Origin of the sequence: Stenotrophomonas sp. a6 (assembly GCF_030913325.1) — a bacterium.
Lineage (GTDB): Bacteria > Pseudomonadota > Gammaproteobacteria > Xanthomonadales > Xanthomonadaceae > Stenotrophomonas > Stenotrophomonas maltophilia.
This window is the reverse complement of record NZ_CP133161.1, coordinates 3472553-3491158: the sequence shown is the minus strand read 5'-3', so window position 1 is coordinate 3491158 and position 18606 is coordinate 3472553. Positions and strand designations below refer to the sequence as shown.

Annotated in this window: 15 protein-coding genes; 8 read left to right on the top strand and 7 right to left on the bottom strand. The window is 67.4% G+C overall.

Annotated elements, in window-relative coordinates; all coding sequences use genetic code 11:
• The first annotated feature begins 21 nt into the window (after positions 1-21).
• On the top strand, positions 22-1755 hold the full coding sequence (pilB, locus tag Q9Q79_RS16055; RefSeq protein WP_005414305.1) for a type IV-A pilus assembly ATPase PilB: 1734 nt from the start codon (positions 22-24) through the stop codon (positions 1753-1755).
• A gap of 125 nt (positions 1756-1880) precedes the next feature.
• On the opposite strand, the gene Q9Q79_RS16050 is transcribed toward pilB, so the two are convergent.
• Together Q9Q79_RS16050 and Q9Q79_RS16045 are read right to left on the bottom strand one after the other, a co-directional pair.
• Entirely contained in the window at positions 1881-3254 is a 1374-nt protein-coding gene (locus Q9Q79_RS16050; RefSeq protein WP_005410795.1) for a sigma-54 dependent transcriptional regulator, read from the bottom strand.
• 60 nt (positions 3255-3314) lie between these two features.
• Entirely contained in the window at positions 3315-4928 is a 1614-nt protein-coding gene (locus Q9Q79_RS16045; protein ID WP_201861968.1) for an ATP-binding protein, read from the bottom strand.
• A 357-nt stretch (positions 4929-5285) separates the two neighbouring features.
• On the opposite strand from Q9Q79_RS16045, the gene sucC reads away from it, so the two are divergent.
• The 3 genes from sucC to Q9Q79_RS16030 all read left to right on the top strand — a co-directional run bounded on the left by sucC (position 5286) and on the right by Q9Q79_RS16030 (position 9228).
• Positions 5286-6455, top strand: coding sequence for an ADP-forming succinate--CoA ligase subunit beta (sucC, locus tag Q9Q79_RS16040; RefSeq protein ID WP_004154430.1), 1170 nt, complete (start codon positions 5286-5288; stop codon positions 6453-6455).
• A gap of 21 nt (positions 6456-6476) precedes the next feature.
• Positions 6477-7352 carry a succinate--CoA ligase subunit alpha gene (gene sucD, locus Q9Q79_RS16035; RefSeq protein ID WP_005410793.1) on the top strand — a complete coding sequence of 292 codons (876 nt, stop codon included), beginning with the start codon at positions 6477-6479 and terminating at the stop codon, positions 7350-7352.
• Positions 7353-7593: 241 nt separating this feature from the next.
• Positions 7594-9228 (top strand): NAD+ synthase, encoded by a 1635-nt coding sequence (locus Q9Q79_RS16030; RefSeq protein ID WP_024956776.1) that lies wholly within the window; start codon positions 7594-7596, stop codon positions 9226-9228.
• Between the two features lie 141 nt (positions 9229-9369).
• Here the strand turns inward: Q9Q79_RS16030 and Q9Q79_RS16025 are convergent, their stop codons facing one another.
• Together Q9Q79_RS16025 and Q9Q79_RS16020 are read right to left on the bottom strand one after the other, a co-directional pair.
• Positions 9370-10572, bottom strand: a complete 1203-nt coding sequence (locus Q9Q79_RS16025) for a lipase family protein (RefSeq protein ID WP_060380470.1) — start codon at positions 10570-10572, stop codon at positions 9370-9372.
• 190 nt (positions 10573-10762) lie between these two features.
• Positions 10763-11650 (bottom strand): outer membrane protein assembly factor BamD, encoded by an 888-nt coding sequence (locus tag Q9Q79_RS16020; RefSeq protein ID WP_024956778.1) that lies wholly within the window; start codon positions 11648-11650, stop codon positions 10763-10765.
• Positions 11651-11763: 113 nt separating this feature from the next.
• Between Q9Q79_RS16020 and rluD the strand changes: the two genes are divergently transcribed.
• Genes rluD through Q9Q79_RS16000 form a run of 4 tightly spaced genes read left to right on the top strand, consistent with a single transcriptional unit; the run spans position 11764 to position 14462 of the window.
• On the top strand, positions 11764-12753 hold the full coding sequence (gene rluD / locus Q9Q79_RS16015) for a 23S rRNA pseudouridine(1911/1915/1917) synthase RluD (RefSeq protein WP_005410789.1): 990 nt from the start codon (positions 11764-11766) through the stop codon (positions 12751-12753).
• Positions 12753-13523 carry a peptidoglycan editing factor PgeF gene (pgeF, locus tag Q9Q79_RS16010; protein ID WP_005414300.1) on the top strand — a complete coding sequence of 257 codons (771 nt, stop codon included), beginning with the start codon at positions 12753-12755 and terminating at the stop codon, positions 13521-13523. The genes rluD and pgeF overlap by 1 nt, the downstream gene beginning before the upstream one ends.
• Positions 13524-13525: 2 nt before the next feature.
• Entirely contained in the window at positions 13526-14050 is a 525-nt protein-coding gene (locus Q9Q79_RS16005) for a DUF4166 domain-containing protein (protein WP_005414299.1), read from the top strand.
• Positions 14025-14462, top strand: a complete 438-nt coding sequence (locus Q9Q79_RS16000) for a thiol-disulfide oxidoreductase DCC family protein (protein ID WP_005414298.1) — start codon at positions 14025-14027, stop codon at positions 14460-14462. The genes Q9Q79_RS16005 and Q9Q79_RS16000 overlap by 26 nt, the downstream gene beginning before the upstream one ends.
• A 72-nt stretch (positions 14463-14534) precedes the next feature.
• Here the strand turns inward: Q9Q79_RS16000 and otsA are convergent, their stop codons facing one another.
• The 3 genes from otsA to otsB are packed head-to-tail and all read right to left on the bottom strand — an operon-like array spanning position 14535 to position 18477.
• On the bottom strand, positions 14535-15899 hold the full coding sequence (gene otsA / locus Q9Q79_RS15995; protein ID WP_005410785.1) for an alpha,alpha-trehalose-phosphate synthase (UDP-forming): 1365 nt from the start codon (positions 15897-15899) through the stop codon (positions 14535-14537).
• Entirely contained in the window at positions 15896-17677 is a 1782-nt protein-coding gene (locus Q9Q79_RS15990; protein WP_201861967.1) for a glycoside hydrolase family 15 protein, read from the bottom strand. Before Q9Q79_RS15990 ends, otsA begins: the two co-directional genes overlap by 4 nt.
• A gap of 41 nt (positions 17678-17718) precedes the next feature.
• Positions 17719-18477, bottom strand: a complete 759-nt coding sequence (gene otsB / locus Q9Q79_RS15985) for a trehalose-phosphatase (protein WP_005410783.1) — start codon at positions 18475-18477, stop codon at positions 17719-17721.
• Positions 18478-18606 lie beyond the last annotated feature (129 nt).

Genomic DNA, 18606 nt, shown 5'->3' with positions numbered 1-18606 from the left:
CCCCATGAGCCAAGGATTCATATGAACGCTGTCACCACCGCCAATCTTGTCGGCATCACCGGCCTGGCCCGTCGCCTGGTGCAGGACGGGGCCCTGGACGAGGCCACCGCCCGCGACGCCATGGCCAAGGCCGCCGCCGCGCGCCAGCCGCTGCCGACGTGGTTCGCGCAGAACAAGCTGGTCAATGCCTCGCAGCTGGCCGCCGCCAACGCGGTCGAGTTCGGCATGCCGCTGTTCGACGTGTCCACTTTCGACGCCAGCCAGAACGCGATGAGCCTGGTCAGCGAGGAGCTGCTGCGCAAGCACAACGTGCTGCCGCTGTTCAAGCGCGGTGGCAAGCTGTTCGTCGGCACCAGCAACCCGACCCACTCGCTGGACGAGATCAAGTTCCATACCAACCTGGTGGTCGAGCCGATCCTGGTCGACGAGGACCAGATCCGGCGCACGCTGGAACAGTGGCACGCCAGCCATGACACCCTCGGCGATGCCCTGGGTGGCGATGACGATGGCATGGGCAACCTGGACGTGGCGGCCGGCGACGAGGATCTGGGCGCCACCGGCGGCGATTCCGGCATCGACGCCAAGGGTGACGACACCCCGGTGGTGAAGTTCGTCAACAAGGTGCTGGTCGATGCGATCCGCAAGGGCGCCTCGGACATCCACTTCGAGCCCTACGAAGACGATTACCGCGTGCGCCTGCGCATCGACGGCCTGCTGAAGATGGTGGCGCGCGCACCGGTGAAGCTGAACCAGCGCATCGCCGCGCGCCTGAAGGTGATGGCACAGCTGGACATCGCCGAGAAGCGCGTCCCGCAGGACGGCCGCATCAAGCTCAACCTGTCCAAGACCAAGCAGATCGACTTCCGCGTCAGCACGCTGCCGACCCTGTTCGGCGAGAAGGTGGTGCTGCGTATCCTCGATGGCAGCGCGGCCAAGCTGGGCATCGACAAGCTGGGTTACGAGCCGGACCAGCAGAAGCTGTTCCTGGATGCCATCCACAAGCCGTACGGCATGGTGCTGGTGACCGGCCCGACCGGTTCGGGCAAGACAGTGTCGCTGTATACCGCGCTGGGCATCCTCAACGACGAGACGCGCAACATCTCCACTGCCGAAGACCCGGTGGAAATCCGCCTGCCCGGCGTCAACCAGGTACAGCAGAACAACAAGCGCGGCATGACCTTCGCCGCGGCGCTGCGCTCGTTCCTGCGACAGGACCCGGACATCATCATGGTCGGCGAAATCCGCGACCTGGAAACAGCGGAGATCGCGATCAAGGCCGCGCAGACCGGCCACATGGTGCTGTCCACGCTGCATACCAACGATGCGCCGCAGACCATCGCGCGCCTGATGAACATGGGTATCGCGCCCTACAACATCACCAGCTCGGTGACGCTGGTGATCGCCCAGCGCCTGGCGCGCCGCCTGTGCGGCAACTGCAAGCGTCCGTCCAGCCTGCCCGAACATGCGCTGCTGGCCGAAGGCTTCACCCAGGCGCAGCTGGATGCGGGCATCGAGCTGTACGAGGCCGTGGGCTGCGACGAATGCACCGAGGGCTACAAGGGCCGGACCGGCGTCTACCAGGTCATGCCGATGACCGATGAGATCGCCACCATCGTGCTGGCCGGTGGCAATGCGCTGCAGATTGCCGAGGCGGCGCAGCAGATCGGGGTGAATGACCTGCGCCAGTCGGCATTGAAGAAGGCGGCGGCGGGCATCACCAGCCTGGCCGAGATCAACCGCGTCACCAAGGATTGAGGTAGATCCACGCCATGCGTGGATGACGCGATGCATGGGGTTGCCGGCCAGCGGCCGGCACTACCAGGTCGGTGGTACGCGCCGGGTCAGAGCCCTTTCCTTTGGAAAGGGATCCGACCCCGGGTTTACTCCATCCCCAGCTTCTTCAGCTTGTAGCGCAGCGCACGGAAGGTGATGCCCAGCTGCGCGGCGGTACGGGTCTTGTTCCAGCGGTTCTCTTCCAGCGCACGCTGGATGGCGCTGCGCTCGAGCTGCTCGATGTAGGAGGGCAGGGCGGCGCTGCCCGGCTGCAGGTCGGCCACGGCTTCGGCGGGCGCCGCACTGCCAGGTGCACGCGGCGCGTGCTGCGGCAGGCGCAGGTCGTCGGCGCCGATGCAGTCTTCCTCGGCCAGGGCCAGCGCACGTTCCAGGATGTTCTCCAGTTCGCGCACATTGCCCGGGAACGCGTACTGCGCCAGTGCTTCCAGCGCCGAGGGCGCCAGCAGCGGGGTGGCGCGGCCGTGGCTGCGGGCCAGGCGGGCCAGCACGGCGGCGGCCAGTTCGGGCAGGTCCTGGCGGCGTTCGCGCAGTGGCGGCACCTTCAGTTCGATCACGTTGATGCGGTAGTACAGGTCGTGGCGGAAGCGCCCGTCCTCGACCAGCTCGGCCAGGTCCTTGTGGGTGGCCGAGAGGATGCGGACATCCACCGGCTCCTCGTTGGCCGCGCCCACCGCGCGCACCGACTTTTCCTGGATCGCGCGCAGCAGCTTCACCTGCATCTGCAGCGGCAGTTCAGCCACTTCGTCCAGGAACAGGGTGCCGCCGTGCGCAGCCTGGAACAGGCCAGGCTTGTCAGCGTGTGCGCCGCTGAAACTGCCCTTGCGGTGGCCGAAGAATTCGCTCTCCATCAGCTCGCCGGGAATGGCACCGCAGTTGACCGGCACGAACGGGCCGGCCGCGCGCGCGCCCTGGGCATGGATGGTGCGTGCAACCAGCTCCTTGCCGACGCCCGACTCGCCGAGGATGTAGACCGGCGCCTGGCTGCGCGCGACCTTGCCGATGGTGGTGCGCAGCACATCCATGGCCTGCGAGTGGCCCAGCAGGCGCCCGCCCTGTTCGGCGTTGGGGCCCGGTGCCGGGCGCTCGGCGTTGTTGAGTTCCAGCGCGTGCTTGACCAGTCCGCGCAGCACCGAGATGTCCACCGGCTTGCTGACGAAATCGAACGCACCGGCCTTCAGTGCCTCCACAGCGAGATCCATGCTGCCGAATGCGGTGATCATCGCCACCGGCGTGCGCGGGTAGTGCTGGGCGATCTCGCTGACCAGTTCGATGCCGTTGCCATCGGGCAGGCGCATGTCGGTGATGCACAGGTCGTACGGATTGCTGGCCAGCAGCTCACGTGCCTCGGCCAGGTTGGCGGCGGTACTGATGCGCAGCCCCATGCGGCCGAGGGTCAGCACCAGCAGTTCGCGGATGTCGCGTTCGTCGTCGACGACGAGGGCGCTGCGGGTTTCATTCATGGGCGTGAAAGATAAACGAGGGGGCTGGAAGCGACAAATGTTTGACGCACAGAATGGGGATCAGCTCGGCAGCAGCGTATGTGGACCGGGCAGCACCAGGCGGAAGCAGGAGCCACCGGCCGGCACCGCGATGTAGTCCAGGCGGGCCTGGTTGGCCCTGCACAGCTCGCGCGCGATGTACAGGCCCAGTCCCGTGCCATGCTCGGACGTGGTGAAGAAGGGCCGGAACAGCTGCGCAGCCACGCTCTCCGGGATACCCGGGCCACGGTCCATCACGTCGATCACCGCGCTGCGTTCGTGCTGGGCCACGCGCAGCCGCACCCGTGCAGGCTGCTGGCCGATGCGGCCGTACTTCAGTGCGTTGTGCACCAGTACGGTCAGCACCTGGTAGAGATGCTTGGCGTCGACCTGGGCCATCACCGATGTGTCGCTGATGATCGGTTCGATGCTGTCGGTCTCCAGGGTCTGGCCCTGCTTGTACTCCAGCACGAAGCGGCGCACGAAGGCGACCAGGTCCACGTTCTCGGGCGTGGCGCGTTCGCGCCGTGCCAGGCCCAGCACGCTCTCGACGATGCCGTTGGTGCGCTGGCACTGCTGGCGGATGATCTGCAGCAGGCGGCGGTCGCTTTCGTTGAAGCCGGTGCCTTCCTCGAGCAGCTGCACGGCATAGTTGATCGCCGCCAGCGGATTGCGGATCTCGTGCGCCAGGCTGGCCGAGAAGCGGCCCATCGCCGACAGAGTGAGCGATTCGGCGCGGCGCGAGACCACGCTGGAATCGTCCAGGAACACCAGCGCAAGGTCGCTGCCGGCCAGCAGGCGGGCAAAGCGCGGCTGCACTTCCGGCTGGTCGGGGTTGAGCTGCAGCGGCAGTTCGTCCTGTGCCCAGCCATTGCGCCAGCGCTGCAGCCGGCGCGCCAGTTCCGGTGCGGCACTGGCCAGGTCCAGGCGCCCGCTTTCGCCGTTGCCGTCGTTGTCGCCCAGCAGCATCGAGGCGGCTTCGTTGGCCAGGGTGATGCGGTTGTCGGCGTCCACCACCAGCACGCCGGTGCGCATGCGGCGGATGATCAGTTCGTTGATCTGGAACAGGTTGGCGACTTCATCGCCGCGCTGGTTGGCCAGCTGCTGGTTGCGGCGGGCGCGGTTGCCCACCTGGAAGCTGATGAAGGCCAGCGCCAGGTAGCTGGTAGCGAACATCGCCAGTTCGGCGAGGGTGCGGGTGGGGTCGCCGCCTTCCAGCAGCTTCCAGGTGTACTCGACGCCGGTGGCCAGGCTGGCGGCCAGCGCCAGGCCCAGCCCCAGGCTGAGCGGCAGCAGGGTGGCGGCGGCGGCGATGTTGAACAGCAGCGACATCGAGATACCGGCACTGGCGCCGGGCAGGGCGTGCGACAGCAGGGTGGCGGCCACGATATCCACCAGCACGCCACTGACCACGATCGGGCGCAGCCAGCGTTCGTTGCGGCCGACCACCAGGGCCAGCAGCGACAGGGCCAGGTAGATGACCGCAACGACATCGGCCAGCCGCGGGTGGTGGGCTTCGCCGACCATGGCCGACAACGGGCTGTAGAGCAGGGCGGCAATGACCGTAGCGATCAGCACCCGGTACAGCGCGAAGAAATACAGTTCACGCCGCGGAATCGATTCGATGCGGTCAATCAATGAAGCACTGGGTGACACGCCGGAACTCCCCTTCTGGCTGCCTGGGTCTGGATTCTGCGGCGGGCCTGCCCGGCGTCCCCTGAAGCCGGGCCGGCACGTCGCGTTTGCGAAGGGCAGTATAGGGCCCCCGGCCGGGCGCCGCCGAAGTGGTCCGGATCGCGCATTTGGCCCGTTGCGGACACCGGTGGCCAGCCCCGGCGCGGGTGCAACTGCCTGAATGACCGTGGAAATCTGCCCGCGTCTGGCGTTTTGTACAGACTTCTTTGCGCCCCGGCGCCGGCTCGGCCACAATAGTGGGCCCGCCGCGGTCCATGCCGGCGCCCCGCCGGGGCCCTGAGGAATTGCGTGCGGTCGTTCCTATTCCCACGGTGACGCATGAATTTCCACGAATACCAGTCAAAACAACTGCTTGCCGAGTACGGCATCCCGGTCCCGGCCGGCAAGGTCGCTGCGACCCCGGACGAAGCGGTTGCCGCTGCCAACTCCCTGGGCCAGGGCCCCTGGATGGTCAAGGCGCAGATCCACGCTGGCGGCCGCGGCAAGGCTGGCGGCGTCAAGTTCTGCAAGACCACCGACGACGTGAAGGCCGCTGCGGCCAAGATGCTCGGCACCAAGATGGCCACCTACCAGACCGCTGGCGTTGAACTGCCGGTCAACCTGGTGCTGGTGACCACCGCCGGCGAGATCGTCAAGGAACTGTACCTGTCGGTGCTGGTCGACCGTGGCACCAAGACCATCACCTACATCGCCTCTTCGGAAGGCGGCGTGGAGATCGAGCAGGTCGCTGCTGAAACCCCGGAGCTGATCCACTCGCTGAACGTCGACTTCGTCGAAGGCGTGCAGGGTTACCACGGCCGCGATTTCGGCTTCAAGCTGGGCCTGACCGCCAAGCAGGCCGGCCAGTTCGCCAGCATCATGGTGAACCTGTACCGCCTGTTCAACGAAAAGGACCTGGCCCTGGTTGAAATCAACCCGCTGGCCATCCTGGACGACGGCAACCTGTACGCGCTGGATGGCAAGTTCGACAGCGACGACAACGCCGCGTTCCGCCAGAAGGCCCTGGTCGCCATGCGCGACAAGACCCAGGAAGATCCGACCGAAGTGATCGCTTCGGAACTGGACATCAACTACGTCACCATGGACGGCAACATCGGCTGCATGGTGAACGGCGCCGGCCTGGCCATGGCCACCATGGACGTCATCAAGCTCAACGGCGGCGAGCCGGCGAACTTCCTGGACGTGGGCGGCGGTGCCAACAAGCAGCGCGTCATCGAAGCCTTCAAGCTGATCCTGTCCTCGGACAAGGTCGAAGGCATCTTCGTCAACATCTTCGGCGGCATCGTCCGCTGCGACATGATTGCCGAAGGCATCATCGCCGCCGTGAAGGAAGTGGGCGTCAAGGTTCCGGTCGTGGTGCGCCTGGAAGGCACCAACGTGGAAGAAGGCAAGCAGCTGCTGCGTGACAGCGGCATGGCCATCATCCCGGCTGACAACATCAACGATGGCGCCAAGAAGATCGTTGAAGCTGTCAAGAACGCCGCCTGATACCGACACCAAGGAATTCCAATGTCTGTTTTGATCAACAAGAACACCAAGGTGATCGTGCAGGGCTTCACCGGCCAGCAGGGCACCTTCCACGCCACTCAGATGATCGAGTACGGCACCCAGGTTGTCGGCGGCGTGACCCCGGGCAAGGGTGGCACCACCCATATCGACCTGCCGGTCTTCAACACCGTTGCCGACGCCGTGCAGAGCACCGGCGCCAACGCCTCGGTCATCTACGTGCCGCCGCCGTACGCGGCTGACGCGATCCTGGAAGCCGCTGCTGCCGGCATCAAGGTCATCGTCTGCATCACCGAAGGCATCCCGGTGCTGGACATGCTGCGCGTCAAGAACGTGCTGACCCGTTCGCATCCGGACACCGTGCTGATCGGGCCGAACTGCCCGGGCGTCATCACCCCGGGTGAGTGCAAGATCGGCATCATGCCGGGCCACATCCATCAGCCGGGCAAGATCGGCATCGTGTCGCGTTCGGGCACCCTGACCTATGAAGCGGTCAAGCAGACCACCGAAGTCGGCCTGGGCCAGTCCACCTGCATCGGCATCGGTGGTGACCCGATCAACGGCCTGAACTTCGTCGACTGCCTGAAGCTGTTCAACGAAGACCCGCAGACCGAAGGCATCATCATGGTTGGCGAAATCGGCGGCGACGCTGAAGAAGCCGGCGCCGAGTACATCAAGAACCACGTGAAGAAGCCGGTCGTCGGTTTCATCGCCGGTGCGTCGGCTCCGGCCGGCAAGCGCATGGGCCACGCCGGTGCGATCGCCTCGGGCGGCAAGGGCACTGCTGAAGGCAAGTTCGCCGCGATGGAAGCTGCCGGTGTTGTCACCGTCCGCTCGCCGGGCGACCTGGGCGCTGCCATCGCCAAGCTGGTCAAGTAAGACCGCTGGGCGGGGGATTGTAGAGTCGACTGTTAGTCGACTGCTCTTCCCACCGGCTGCTGCAAAACAGAAAGGCCGCCTCCGGGCGGCCTTTCTGCGTCTGGCGCCCTGGCCATCCCGGCAAGCTCATCCACGCATGGCGTGGATCTACTGAGCCGGGGCTGTCCACGCAGCGAGCGCGCCCGGCGCGCGCATGGCGCAGCGCTACAATGGCGGCATTGCAACCACAGGCTGGATTCCCATGGCTTCGATCCGCATCGCGATGGCGCAGTTCGACTTCCCGGTCGGCGACGTCGCCGGCAACACCGAGCGCATCATCGAGATGATCGGCCAGGCGCGCGACGAGTACGGCGCCGAGCTGGTGATGTTCCCCGAGCTGGCGGTGAGCGGTTATCCGCCGGAAGACCTGCTGCTGCGCCCGGGCTTCCTGTACGAGTGCGAGCAGGCAATGATGCGCATCGCCGGTGCCTGCCGCGGCATCACGGCGGTGGTCGGCTGGCCGCAGGCGGCTGGCGCGGTGGTCTACAACGCCGCCAGCGTGCTGCGCGATGGCCTGGTCGAGCAGACCTACCGCAAGCGTGAGCTGCCCAATTACGCCGTGTTCGACGAACGCCGCTACTTCGATGTTGATCCGGACGGTGGCAGCTGCGTCTTCGAGGTCAACGGCATTCCGGTGGGTTTGCTGATCTGCGAGGACCTGTGGTTCGCCGAGCCGCTGGCCGACACCGTGCGCGCCGGCGCGCAGCTGGTGGTGGTACCCAATGCCTCGCCGTACGAGCGCGGCAAGCACGCCCAGCGCGATGCGGTGCTGGCCGCACGCACCCGCGAGAGCGGGGCAGCGATTGCCTATCTCAATGTGGTTGGTGGCCAGGATGCGCTGGTGTTTGATGGCGCCTCGGTGGTGGCCGATGGTGATGGCACGGTGCACCCCGCCGCCGCCGCCTTCGTCGACCAGTGGCTGGTGGTGGAGTACGACGGCCAAACGCGTCGCTTCATGCCGCACGTGTGGATGGACGACGGCGACGAGAGCATGGACGCGCTGGCCTGGCGCGCGGTGACCCGTGGCATCCAGGACTACTGCCGCAAGAACGGTTTCAAGAAGGTCTGGCTGGGCCTGTCCGGTGGCATCGATTCGGCGCTGGTACTGGCGCTGGCGGTCGACGCGCTCGGCGCCGAGAACGTCACCGCTGTGCGCCTGCCGTCGCGCTACACCGCCGGCATGTCCAACGACCTGGCCGCCGAGCAGTGCCAGGCACTGGGCGTGAAGCTGGAAGCGGTCTCGATCGAGCCGGCGTTCAAGGGCCTGATGGAATCGCTGGCGCCGATGTTCGAAGGCACTGCGCCGGACGTGACCGAAGAGAACCTGCAGTCGCGCAGCCGTGGCGTGATCCTGATGGCGCTGGCCAACAAGTTCGGAGGGCTGCTGCTGACCACCGGCAACAAGAGCGAGTACGCCGTCGGGTATGCCACCATCTATGGCGACATGTGCGGTGGCTACGCGCCGTTGAAGGACCTGTACAAGACCGAGGTGTTCGGCCTGTCCAAGTGGCGCAATACCGTGGGCGGTGCGCCGGTGATCCCGCCGGCGGTGATCAGCCGCCCGCCGTCGGCCGAACTGCGCGAGAACCAGCTGGACCAGGACTCGCTGCCGGCCTATGACGTGCTGGACGGCATCCTGTACCGCTACATCGACCAGGAGCAGTCGCGCACGGAGATCGTTGCCGCCGGTTATGACGCGGCCGTGGTCGACCGCGTGCTGCGCCTGGTGCGCATCAGCGAGTGGAAGCGGCACCAGGCCGCGCCAGGCCCGAAGGTGTCGCGCCGCGCTTTCGGTCGCGAGCGTCGCTACCCGATCAGCAACGGCTACAAGGGTTGAGGTAGCCGTTGGCAGGTAGTGCCGGCCGCTGGCCGGCAACCCGTACCCCGCGTATCCACGCATGGCGCGGATCTACTGCCTTTGGTAGTGCCGGCCGCTGGCCGGCAACCCGTATCCCGCGCATCCACGCATGGCGTGGATCTACCGGGCGTCGTCGAGCAGCTGTTCGAGGCCGGCGGTTTCCGCAGCGTCGTTGAAGTGGCCGTCCCCCAGCCGGGCTCGTACGAATGCCAGGCCATCCGCCGCCGCAGCGTCCAGCGTGCCGCGATGGTCGACCGGGTAGCGCCGGAACGCTACCGGCTCGCCGCGCAGCGCCAGGCCTGCGGCATACAGCAGGGTGGTCAGATAGGGGACGTCGCGGTCCTCGCTGCCGTGGCCCAGCATCAGCGGTTGGCTGAAACCGCGGCGCGGTACGCCGAGATAGTCGTACAGCACGGCCCAGATGCCCGGCACGCTGGTCAGCGGTGCGGTGAACATGCTGCCGGTATCCGCGCCGTCCAGCGTGGTGGCCAGTTCGCCCAGGCACTGCTCGCGTGCCACTGCCACGCGGGTGCGGCCGGTGTCGCTGAGGACGCGGTCGATCTGCGGCGCAACCTGCAGCAGACCGTCGAGCAGATACGCGTGATACGCGTTGAGCGCGCCAGGATTGGCGGTGCGGTTGTCCGGCTTCATCACCAGTGCGGTCAGCTCGACGGCGGTGGGCGTGCCGGTGGTGAAGCTGCCGCGGTAGTGCAGCGACGGGCCAGCATAGGTGGGCGCCAGATGCCCGGCAGTGAGCGCGGCGGCACCACCCTGCGAATGGCCGACCGAGACCCAGCGCGGCGACAGCGTTGCGGTGCCCAGATACTGGCGGCTGGCTTTGACGAGGTCGATGGCATTGCGCGCGGCAGTGCGCACATGCAGATAGGCATGGTCACCTGGACTGCCGAGGCCCTGGTAGTCCGCAGCAACCACCGCATAGCCCTGTGCCAGGAACTGATCGAGGAAGCGGCCGTCGCGTTCGGGTTGGTAGGGGCCGGACACCGAGGGCGCACAGCGATCCGCGATGCCCTGGGTGCCATGTGCCCAGGACACCACCGGCCAGCCGCCTGCAGGCGCCGCGCCGGCGGGCAGGTACAGCAGGCCGGTGCCTTCGGCCAGCTGGCCGCGATGATCCGGGGTGCGGTAGTGCAGCTTGTAGGCCTGCGCGGCCTTGGACGGCACCCATGGCGCGCGATAGGGGGCAGCAGACAGCAGATCGCCCGGTGCGGGTGAGGCAGCCGCCACGGGGCCCGAGGACAGCGCCAGCAGGGCAGTGGCGAGGAGGCAGGCGAGCGGGTGGAAACGGCGGGGCGGTGGGGTCATGGGGCGCTCCTTCACGGCCGGGATGGCCGTTGCGCCGTAGTGTGGAGGGCCTCGCCTACGCCGATTGGGACCGGCGTCGCATCCGCCGGGGATTCGTAGAATTCCTAGTGTCGTGGTCCATGGGCGCACGAACCCTCCACGCATGGTGTGGATCTGCCGACAAAGAAAAGGCCCCTTTCGGGGCCTTCTTTTACTTCTTTTCCAGTCGCGCGTTGCGCTGGCCGGTGCTGGCGGACTTTTCGCCAGCGAACGGGTTCAGCTTGCGGATCATCCACGGGTACTTCGGCCACTTGCCTTCCAGCCACGGGTGGTCCGGCTGGTTCAGCTGCAGGACGCGGCGGGCGTCGTCGGCCAGGGTCTTGTTGCCCAGGTGGGTGTAGGAATCGGCCAGGACGGCGACGGCATCGTACTGGAACGCGCTCTGCGGATAGGTTTCCAGCAGGTAGTTGGCGCGGCCGGCGGCCGAGACCCAGGCGCCGCGGCGCATGTAGTACAGGGCGTTGTCGAGCTCATGCTGGGCGAACACGTCACGCAGCTCCAGCATGCGCTGGCGCGCATCGGCGGCGTAGCGGCTGTTCGGGTAACGGTCCACCACGATGTTGAAGTCCGAATACGCCTGGTGCGGCGTGGACAGATCGCGGCGGCTGGCATCCAGCGACCATACGCGGCGCAGGAAAACCGTACTGCGGTTGGAGTTGGCCAGGCCGCGCAGGTAGTACAGGTACGCGATGTTGCGATGGGTCGGGTAGGTACGGATGAAGCGGTCGATGCTGGACACCGCATCGTCGTGCTTGCCGGCCTTGTACTGCGCGTAGGCGGTTTCGATCATCGCCTGTTCGGTATACGGGCCGTACGGATACTGGGCCACGAGGCGGCGGAAGCTGGTTTCAGCCCCGCTCCAGTTGCCACCCTGCATCAGCTTGTGGCTCTTCTCGTACAACTGTTCGACCGGCGTCCCTTCATCGGGGCGATCGCCCTTCTTGGCGCCACGGTGGCAGCCGGTGGCGGCGATGACCAGCACCAGCAGCAGGGCGGTGAGGCGGACGGGCGCGGAGAGCATGGAGGAGCGTCGGATCATGAGGTCAAGGCGGGACGCGGCTGGAATACGAAGGGTCGATGATAGCCTAGTGTCCTGTCCAGCGACTGAAACCGGCCGCCGGGACCCCAAAATTTCAAAGAATGCCCCCTGCCATGTCTGAACAACCCTCTGAATCGGCCCGCCAGGCCATCGTCCCCGACACCGCTGCCGGCCGCCGTTTCGACGCCGTGGTGGCCGAACTGTTCCCCGAATACTCGCGTTCGCGCCTGACCGAGTGGATCAAGGCCGGGGAGGTCCTGCTGGACGGCGCCCAGGTGCGCCCGCGCGATCCGCTGCGCGGTGGCGAGGTGGTGACCCTCAACGTGGTGCTGGAAACCCAGACCGACGCCCAGCCGGAGGACATCCCGCTGGACGTGCTGTTCGAGGACGAGCACCTGCTGGTGATCAACAAGCCGGTCGGCCTGGTGGTGCACCCGGGCGCGGGCAACCACAGCGGCACCCTGGTCAACGCCCTGCTGTTCCGCGACCCGTCGGTGGCGGTGCTGCCGCGCGCGGGCATCGTGCACCGCCTGGACAAGGACACCAGTGGCGTGATGGTGGTGGCCAAGACCCTGGAAGCGCAGACCGCGCTGGTCGAGCAGCTGGCCGCACGCGACGTGCACCGCCAGTACCTGGCCATCGTGATGGGTGCGCTGGTGGCCGGCGGCACCGCCGATGCCCCGATCGACCGCCACCCGCGCGACCGCCTGAAGATGGCGGTGCGCGAGGACGGCAAGGAAGCGATCACCCACTACCGCCTGCGCGAGCGCTTCCGTGCGCACACCGCGCTGGAGTGCCGCCTGGAAACCGGCCGTACCCACCAGATCCGCGTGCACATGGCGCATGTGCGCCATCCGATCATCGGTGACCCGCTGTACGGCGGTGCGCTGAAGCTGCCCAAGGGGGCCAGCGATGAGCTGGTGGCCGCGCTGCGTGGCTTCAAGCGCCAGGCCCTGCACGCCGAGACCCTGGAGTTCACGCACCCGATAACCGGTGAGCTGGTGCGCAACACCGCGCCGGTGCCGGAGGACATGCTGCACCTGATGAAGGTGCTGCGCGAAGACAGCGAGGCCTTCGCCGCGCGCGAGCGGGACCGCTGGTGATGGCCGCCGCGCTGCCCGTGCTGCAGGCGGACTGGCCGGCGCCGCCGGGCGTCCATGCGTTGACCACGCGTCGGCACGGTGCGGGCATTTCGCCGGCGCCGTTCGCGCAGTTCAACCTGGGCAACCGGCACGCGGCCGACGGTGATACCCCAGCCAACGTAGAGCACAACCGCCAGCTGCTGCAGCAGGGGCTGGGACTGCCCTCGACACCGCACTGGCTGCGCCAGGTGCACAGCAGCACCGTGCTGCGCTTCACCGCGCCGCCGGTGCCCGGCGCAAGCGAGCCGGTGGCCGATGCCGCAGCGACCTCGGTGCCGGGCGTGGTGCTGGCGATCCTGACTGCCGACTGCCTGCCCGTGGTGTTTGCCGCCGCCGATGGCAGTGAGGTGGGCGCGGCCCACGCAGGCTGGCGTGGCTTGGCCGATGGCATGCTGGAGGCCACCGTGGCCGCCATGCAGACGCCGCCGGCGCAGCTGCGGGCTTGGCTGGGCCCGGCCGCCGGACCGGCCGACTACGAGATCGGCGAGGAGGTCTACCACGCCTTCGTCGGCCATGATCCGGCCGCCGAGGCGGCGTTCGTGGCCACCCGCGCAGGCCATTGGAAGGTGGACCTGTTCGCGCTGGCGCGGCAGCGGTTGCAGGCGGCGGGCATGGACCCGGCGCAGGTCCACGGCGGCACGGTGTCGACCATGGCCGATCCGGACCTGTATTCGCACCGGCGCGACCGTCGCACCGGGCGCATGGCGACGCTGGCCTGGATCGCGCCCTGACCTTGCCGCTGTTCGCGCGCGTGCTGGGGCCGGCCTTCGCCACCCTGGCCGCGCCGGTGCAGGCGCTGCATGCCGCGCCGTTGCCCTGCCGCTACGTGGGGCAGGCGCGCATCGTGAGGGGGCGGCACTGGCTGGTGCCGCTGCTGGCTGTGTTGGCGCGGCTGCCGAAGGACGGTGACGCGCTGCCCACCGAAGTGGCGTTCAGCGCACATGGGCAGGGCGAGCAGTGGGCGCGGCAGTTTGGCCGCTGGCCGATGGTGTCGCGGCTGTGGGCGCACGAGGGCTGCCTGCGCGAGCAGTTGGGCGCGGTGCGCTTCGAGTTTGATCTGCAGGCCCGCGAGGGTGGCATCGACTGGTCGGTGCGCCGGGTCTGGGCGTTCGGGCTGCTGCCGTTGCCGAGGCGCTGGTTTGGTGGCGTGCGTTGCCGCGAAGCCTGGCAGGGTGAGCGGTACACTTTCCTGGTCGATGTGACGCTGCCCTGGGCGGGAGCCCTGATCCGCTATGAAGGTTGGCTCGAACCGCAGTGAGGCCGCCGCCGAGGCGGGCAGCGCGGTGATCGTATTCGATGGCGTATGCGCGCTGTGCAACCGCTGGGTGCGCTTCCTGCTGCGTTTCGACCGCGCCGGGCGCTACCGCTTTGCGGCGATGCAGGGGCAGCAGGGCAGCGCGATGTTGCGCGCGCACGGGCTGGACCCGCAGGACCCGATGTCGTTCCTGCTGCTGGACGCACAGGGTGCCTGGACCGATACCGATGCGATCCTGCGCGTGCTGACGGGGCTGGGCAGCGCCTGGCGCCTGATCGGCGTGTTGCGGGCAGTGCCGCGTGGCTGGCGTGATGCCGCGTACCGCGCGCTGGCGCGCAACCGCTACCGCTGGTTCGGGCGGCACGACGCCTGTCATCTGCCCGCACCGGAGCAGGCAGCGCGATTCCTGGATTGAATGAACAAGGGGACGGAGGGGATCAAGGCGTTTGTGCACAACTGCCTTGATCCCCTCCGTCCCCTTTTTTCCTCAGCCTTCCAGCGCGTCCAGATAGCTGCGGCGCCAGTGATTGATGTCGTAGGTGCGCAGGTGATCCATCATCGCGTGCCAGCGTTCCTTGCGCCTGCTCAGTGACATCGTTGCTGCCGTGGCGATGGCGTCGGCCACGCCGTCCAGATCATGCGGGTTCACCAGCAATGCCTGCTTGAGTTCGTCGGCAGCGCCGGCCAGCAGCGACAACACCAGCACGCCGGGATCTTCCGGGTCCTGCGACGCCACGTATTCCTTGGCCACCAGGTTCATGCCATCGCGCAACGGCGTGACCAGGCCGACCGCCGCCGCCCGGTAGAAGCCGGTGAGGGTGGCATGGGTGAAGTTCTGGTTGACGTAGCGCAGCGGCGTCCAGTCAGGTTCGGCGTGGCCACCGTTGATGTGGCCGGCGATCTGTTCCAGCTGGCTGCGCAGCTGCCGGTACTCGGTGACATCGCCGCGCGAGACCGGGGCGATCTGCAGGTAGGTCAGCGAGCCGCGCTGGTCGGGGTGGCGCTCAAGATAGCGCTCGAAGCCAAGGAAGCGTTCGGGCAGGCCCTTGGAATAGTCCAGGCGATCCACGCCGATCGCCAGCTGGCGATCGCGCAGGCTGGCGCGCAGGTTCTTCACGGCGGCCTTGGTGGCCGCGGTGCCGGCCTGGCGTGCGATCAGCTCGGTGTCGATGCCGATCGGGAAGGCGGCGGCACGGAAGCGGCGCCCGCCCGGTGCTTCCAGCTCGCCGTTGTCGAGCACGCGGCCGCCGCCGAACAGGCGCAGGTAGGTCTGGAAGCGATCAGCGTCGCGCTGGGTCTGGAAGCCGACCAGGTCGTAGGCGTACAGCGCGGAGAACAGCCGCAGGTGGTCGGGCATCGCCTGCAGCAGGTCGGCAGACGGCATCGGGATATGCAGGAAGAAGCCTATGCGACAACCGATGCCGCGCTCGCGCAGCAGCGCACCGAGGGGGATCAGGTGGTAGTCGTGGATCCAGACGATGTCGTCCTCGCGCAGCAGTGGCGCGAGCTTGTCGGCGAACAGCGCGTTGACCTTGTGGTAGGTCTCGCGGGTGCCGCGGTCGTAGTCGACCAGATCCAGGCGGAAGTGCAGCAGCGGCCACAAGGTGCGGTTGGCGAAGCCGTTGTAGTAGCCATCGACCTCACGCTTGCTCAGGTCCATGGTGACGTAGTCGATGTCACCGTCTTTCTGCCGGTGCAGCGTGCCGCTGCCTTCCTTCACCGTCTTGCCACTCCAGCCGAACCACAGGCCACCGCGTTCCTTCAGGGCAGCCAGCAGGCCGACAGCCAGGCCGCCGGCGCGGTTCTCGCCGGGCACGGCCACACGGTTTGAAACCACGACCAGACGACTCACGATGCCTCCTGCCAGGACCGCGACAGGCGCATTGCGGCGGTGATCAGGCCGACGTGCGAATAGGTCTGCGGGAAATTGCCCCAGGCCTCGCCGCTGTCGAAGGCCAGATCCTCCGACAGCAGGCCCAGGTGATTGCGCTGCTTCAGCAGCAGCTCGAACATCTCACGTGCTTCATCCATGCGCCCGATCGCGGCCAGCGCGTCGATGTACCAGAATGTGCAGATGGTGAAGCTGGTTTCCGGTTCACCGAAGTCATCCGGCGCGACATAGCGGTACAGCGAATTGCCATGCTTGAGGTCGCGGCCGATGGCATCGACGGTGGCGATGAAGCGGGCGTCCAGCGCGTCGATGAAACCGATATCGGCCAGCAGCAGCAGCGAGGCATCCAGCCGATGGCCGCCGAAGGTATCGGTGAAGTGGCCCAGCTCCTCGTTCCAGGATTCGGCCATGATGCGCGCGTGGATGGTGTCGGCGCGCTCGCGCCAGTAATGCGCGCGGTCATCGCGCTTCAGGCGCACGGCGATCTTGCACAGGCGGTCGCAGGCAGCCCAGCACATCGCGCTGGTGTAGGTGTGCACTTCGGTGCGGCCGCGGAATTCCCACAGGCCGGCATCGGGTACGTCGTGCAGGGCGAAGGCCTGTTCGCCCAGGGGTTCCAGGCGGGCGAAGGTGTGTGCATCACCCGGGTCCTGCAGGCGCCGGTCGAAGAACAGCTGCGTGGAGGCCAGCACCACGCTGCCGTAGACATCGTGCTGGCGCTGCACCCAGGCCAGGTTGCCGCGCCTTACCGGGCCCATGCCGCGATAACCGGACAGGCTGGGCACTTCGTCTTCGTCCAGCTTGGCCTCGAAGCCGATGCCATACAGCGGCTGCAGCGTGCCGTCGGTGGTGGCCAGGTTGAAGATGTAGCCGAGGAACTGTTCCATCGTGCGCGTGGCGCCGAGACGGTTCAGCGCCCGCACCACGAAGGCCGCGTCGCGCAGCCAGCAGTAGCGGTAGTCCCAGTTGCGCACGCTGCCGGGTGCTTCCGGAATGGAAGTGGTCATCGCCGCGATGATCGCGCCGCTGTCCTCGTACTGGCACAGCTTCAACGTGATCGCGCTGCGGATGACCGCGTCCTGCCATTCCAGTGGAATGGACAGGTAGCGCACCCACTCGCGCCAGTAGTCGCGGGTGCGCTGGAAGGCTTCCTGCACGTAGCCGCTGATCGAGCGGTTGAGTGACTCATCCACGCCCAGGATCAGGTGGATGGGATGGCTGAGCACGAACGGCAGACCGTCGCGCACGAAGCGCACCGGCACATCGGTGGTCAGCCGCAGCACGTGCTCCGGCAGGATCCAGCGCACATGGTTGCTGCCCCAGGTGGATTCGGGCACGTGTGCGCCCCAGTCCGCCAGGGGTCGCGCACGCACGGTGATGCGCGGGCTGCCAGCCAGCGGACGCACCTGGCGGATCAGGCTGACCGGACGGTAGAAGCGATCGTTCTGCCGCCAGCGCGGGGCGAAATCGAGGATTTCCAATGCGCCGCCCTGCGTGTCACGCAGCACGGTGCGCAGGATCGCAGTGTTGGTGAGGTATTCCTGCTCGCTGCTCGCGAAGTCCTCCAGCTCGATGGCGAAGTCGCCGCCGGTCTGCCGGTTGGGGCCGAGCAGGGCGCAGAAGGTGGGGTCGCCGTCGAAGGTGGGCAGGCAGCTCCAGACAACGCGGGCATGTTTGTCGACCAGGGCGCCGAAGCTGCCGTTGCCGACCACGCCCAGATCAAGATCGGGTTGGGTCATCACGCGGTACATCTCGGTTGCGGCCGTGGGGGTTGGCCGGGTCAATAGGCATTCTCACGCAGCCAGGCGTGCACGCTGCGTATGTCGGGCAGCGCGAACACGGCCGCACTGGGTTCACGTTCACCCACCAGCACGCTCCAGCCATGCTGGCCGTTGGCGGCATCGAAGCCGAATTCGTCGGTGAGGTCATCACCGAGGAACACCGGCAGGCGGCCGCGGAAGGGCAGGTACTGCATCATCCGGCGCACGGCACGGCCCTTGTCGGTGCCGACAGGCACGAACTCGACCACATGGTCGCCAGGCTGCAGGCGGTAGCTGGTGCGGCCACGCACGTGGCGGTCAGCGAACGCGCGGACATCGCTGGCGGCGTGCGGCGCACCGCGCCAGTGCAAGGCCAGGCCGACGCCCTTGTCTTCCACCAGCACGCCAGGATGCCCATGGGCGAAGCGCATCGCCTGCTGGTGCAGCGCGTGCAGCCATTCGGCGGTGTCGTCGTCGTGTTCGTCGCGCAGCACACGACCGTCTTCGCCACGCAGCTCATGGCCGTGCAGGCCGGCGGCGGGTAGTTGCAGGGGGGCGAACAGTTGATCCAGCTGTTCAAGCGGGCGACCACTGACCAGTGCCACGGCACCTTCCAGGCGGTCGCTGATGCGGCCGATGGCTTCACGCACATCCGGCAGCAGCTGCACGGCATCCGGGCGTGCAGCGAATTCGATCAGGGTGCCATCGACATCGAGGAACAACGCACAGGCGTCGTCCAGCAATGGCGGTGGCGGACGCAGGGGGAGCGGTTCAGCCATGACGTCCAGCTTGCCAGCGTGGGCGTGTACGCGGGGTCGAGGGCAGGCTACGGCGCTGCTTCGGTGGGTGCCGACCGTTGGTCGGCACGGCAGCAGTGCGGACCAACGGTCCGCACCCACCCAAAGCAG

Bases quoted from the DNA above. Each gene is read 5' to 3' on its own strand.
- Q9Q79_RS16000 (WP_005414298.1), top strand. From the start codon at position 14,025: ATGAAGGTTGGCTCGAACCGCAGTGAGGCCGCCGCCGAGGCGGGCAGC.
- pilB (WP_005414305.1), top strand. From the start codon at position 22: ATGAACGCTGTCACCACCGCCAATCTTGTCGGCATCACCGGCCTGGCC.
- sucC (WP_004154430.1), top strand. From the start codon at position 5,286: ATGAATTTCCACGAATACCAGTCAAAACAACTGCTTGCCGAGTACGGC.
- rluD (WP_005410789.1), top strand. From the start codon at position 11,764: ATGTCTGAACAACCCTCTGAATCGGCCCGCCAGGCCATCGTCCCCGAC.
- sucD (WP_005410793.1), top strand. From the start codon at position 6,477: ATGTCTGTTTTGATCAACAAGAACACCAAGGTGATCGTGCAGGGCTTC.
- Q9Q79_RS15990 (WP_201861967.1), bottom strand. From the start codon at position 17,677: ATGACCCAACCCGATCTTGATCTGGGCGTGGTCGGCAACGGCAGCTTC.
- Q9Q79_RS16020 (WP_024956778.1), bottom strand. From the start codon at position 11,650: ATGATCCGACGCTCCTCCATGCTCTCCGCGCCCGTCCGCCTCACCGCC.
- pgeF (WP_005414300.1), top strand. From the start codon at position 12,753: ATGGCCGCCGCGCTGCCCGTGCTGCAGGCGGACTGGCCGGCGCCGCCG.
- Q9Q79_RS16030 (WP_024956776.1), top strand. From the start codon at position 7,594: ATGGCTTCGATCCGCATCGCGATGGCGCAGTTCGACTTCCCGGTCGGC.
- Q9Q79_RS16025 (WP_060380470.1), bottom strand. From the start codon at position 10,572: ATGACCCCACCGCCCCGCCGTTTCCACCCGCTCGCCTGCCTCCTCGCC.
- otsB (WP_005410783.1), bottom strand. From the start codon at position 18,477: ATGGCTGAACCGCTCCCCCTGCGTCCGCCACCGCCATTGCTGGACGAC.
- Q9Q79_RS16050 (WP_005410795.1), bottom strand. From the start codon at position 3,254: ATGAATGAAACCCGCAGCGCCCTCGTCGTCGACGACGAACGCGACATC.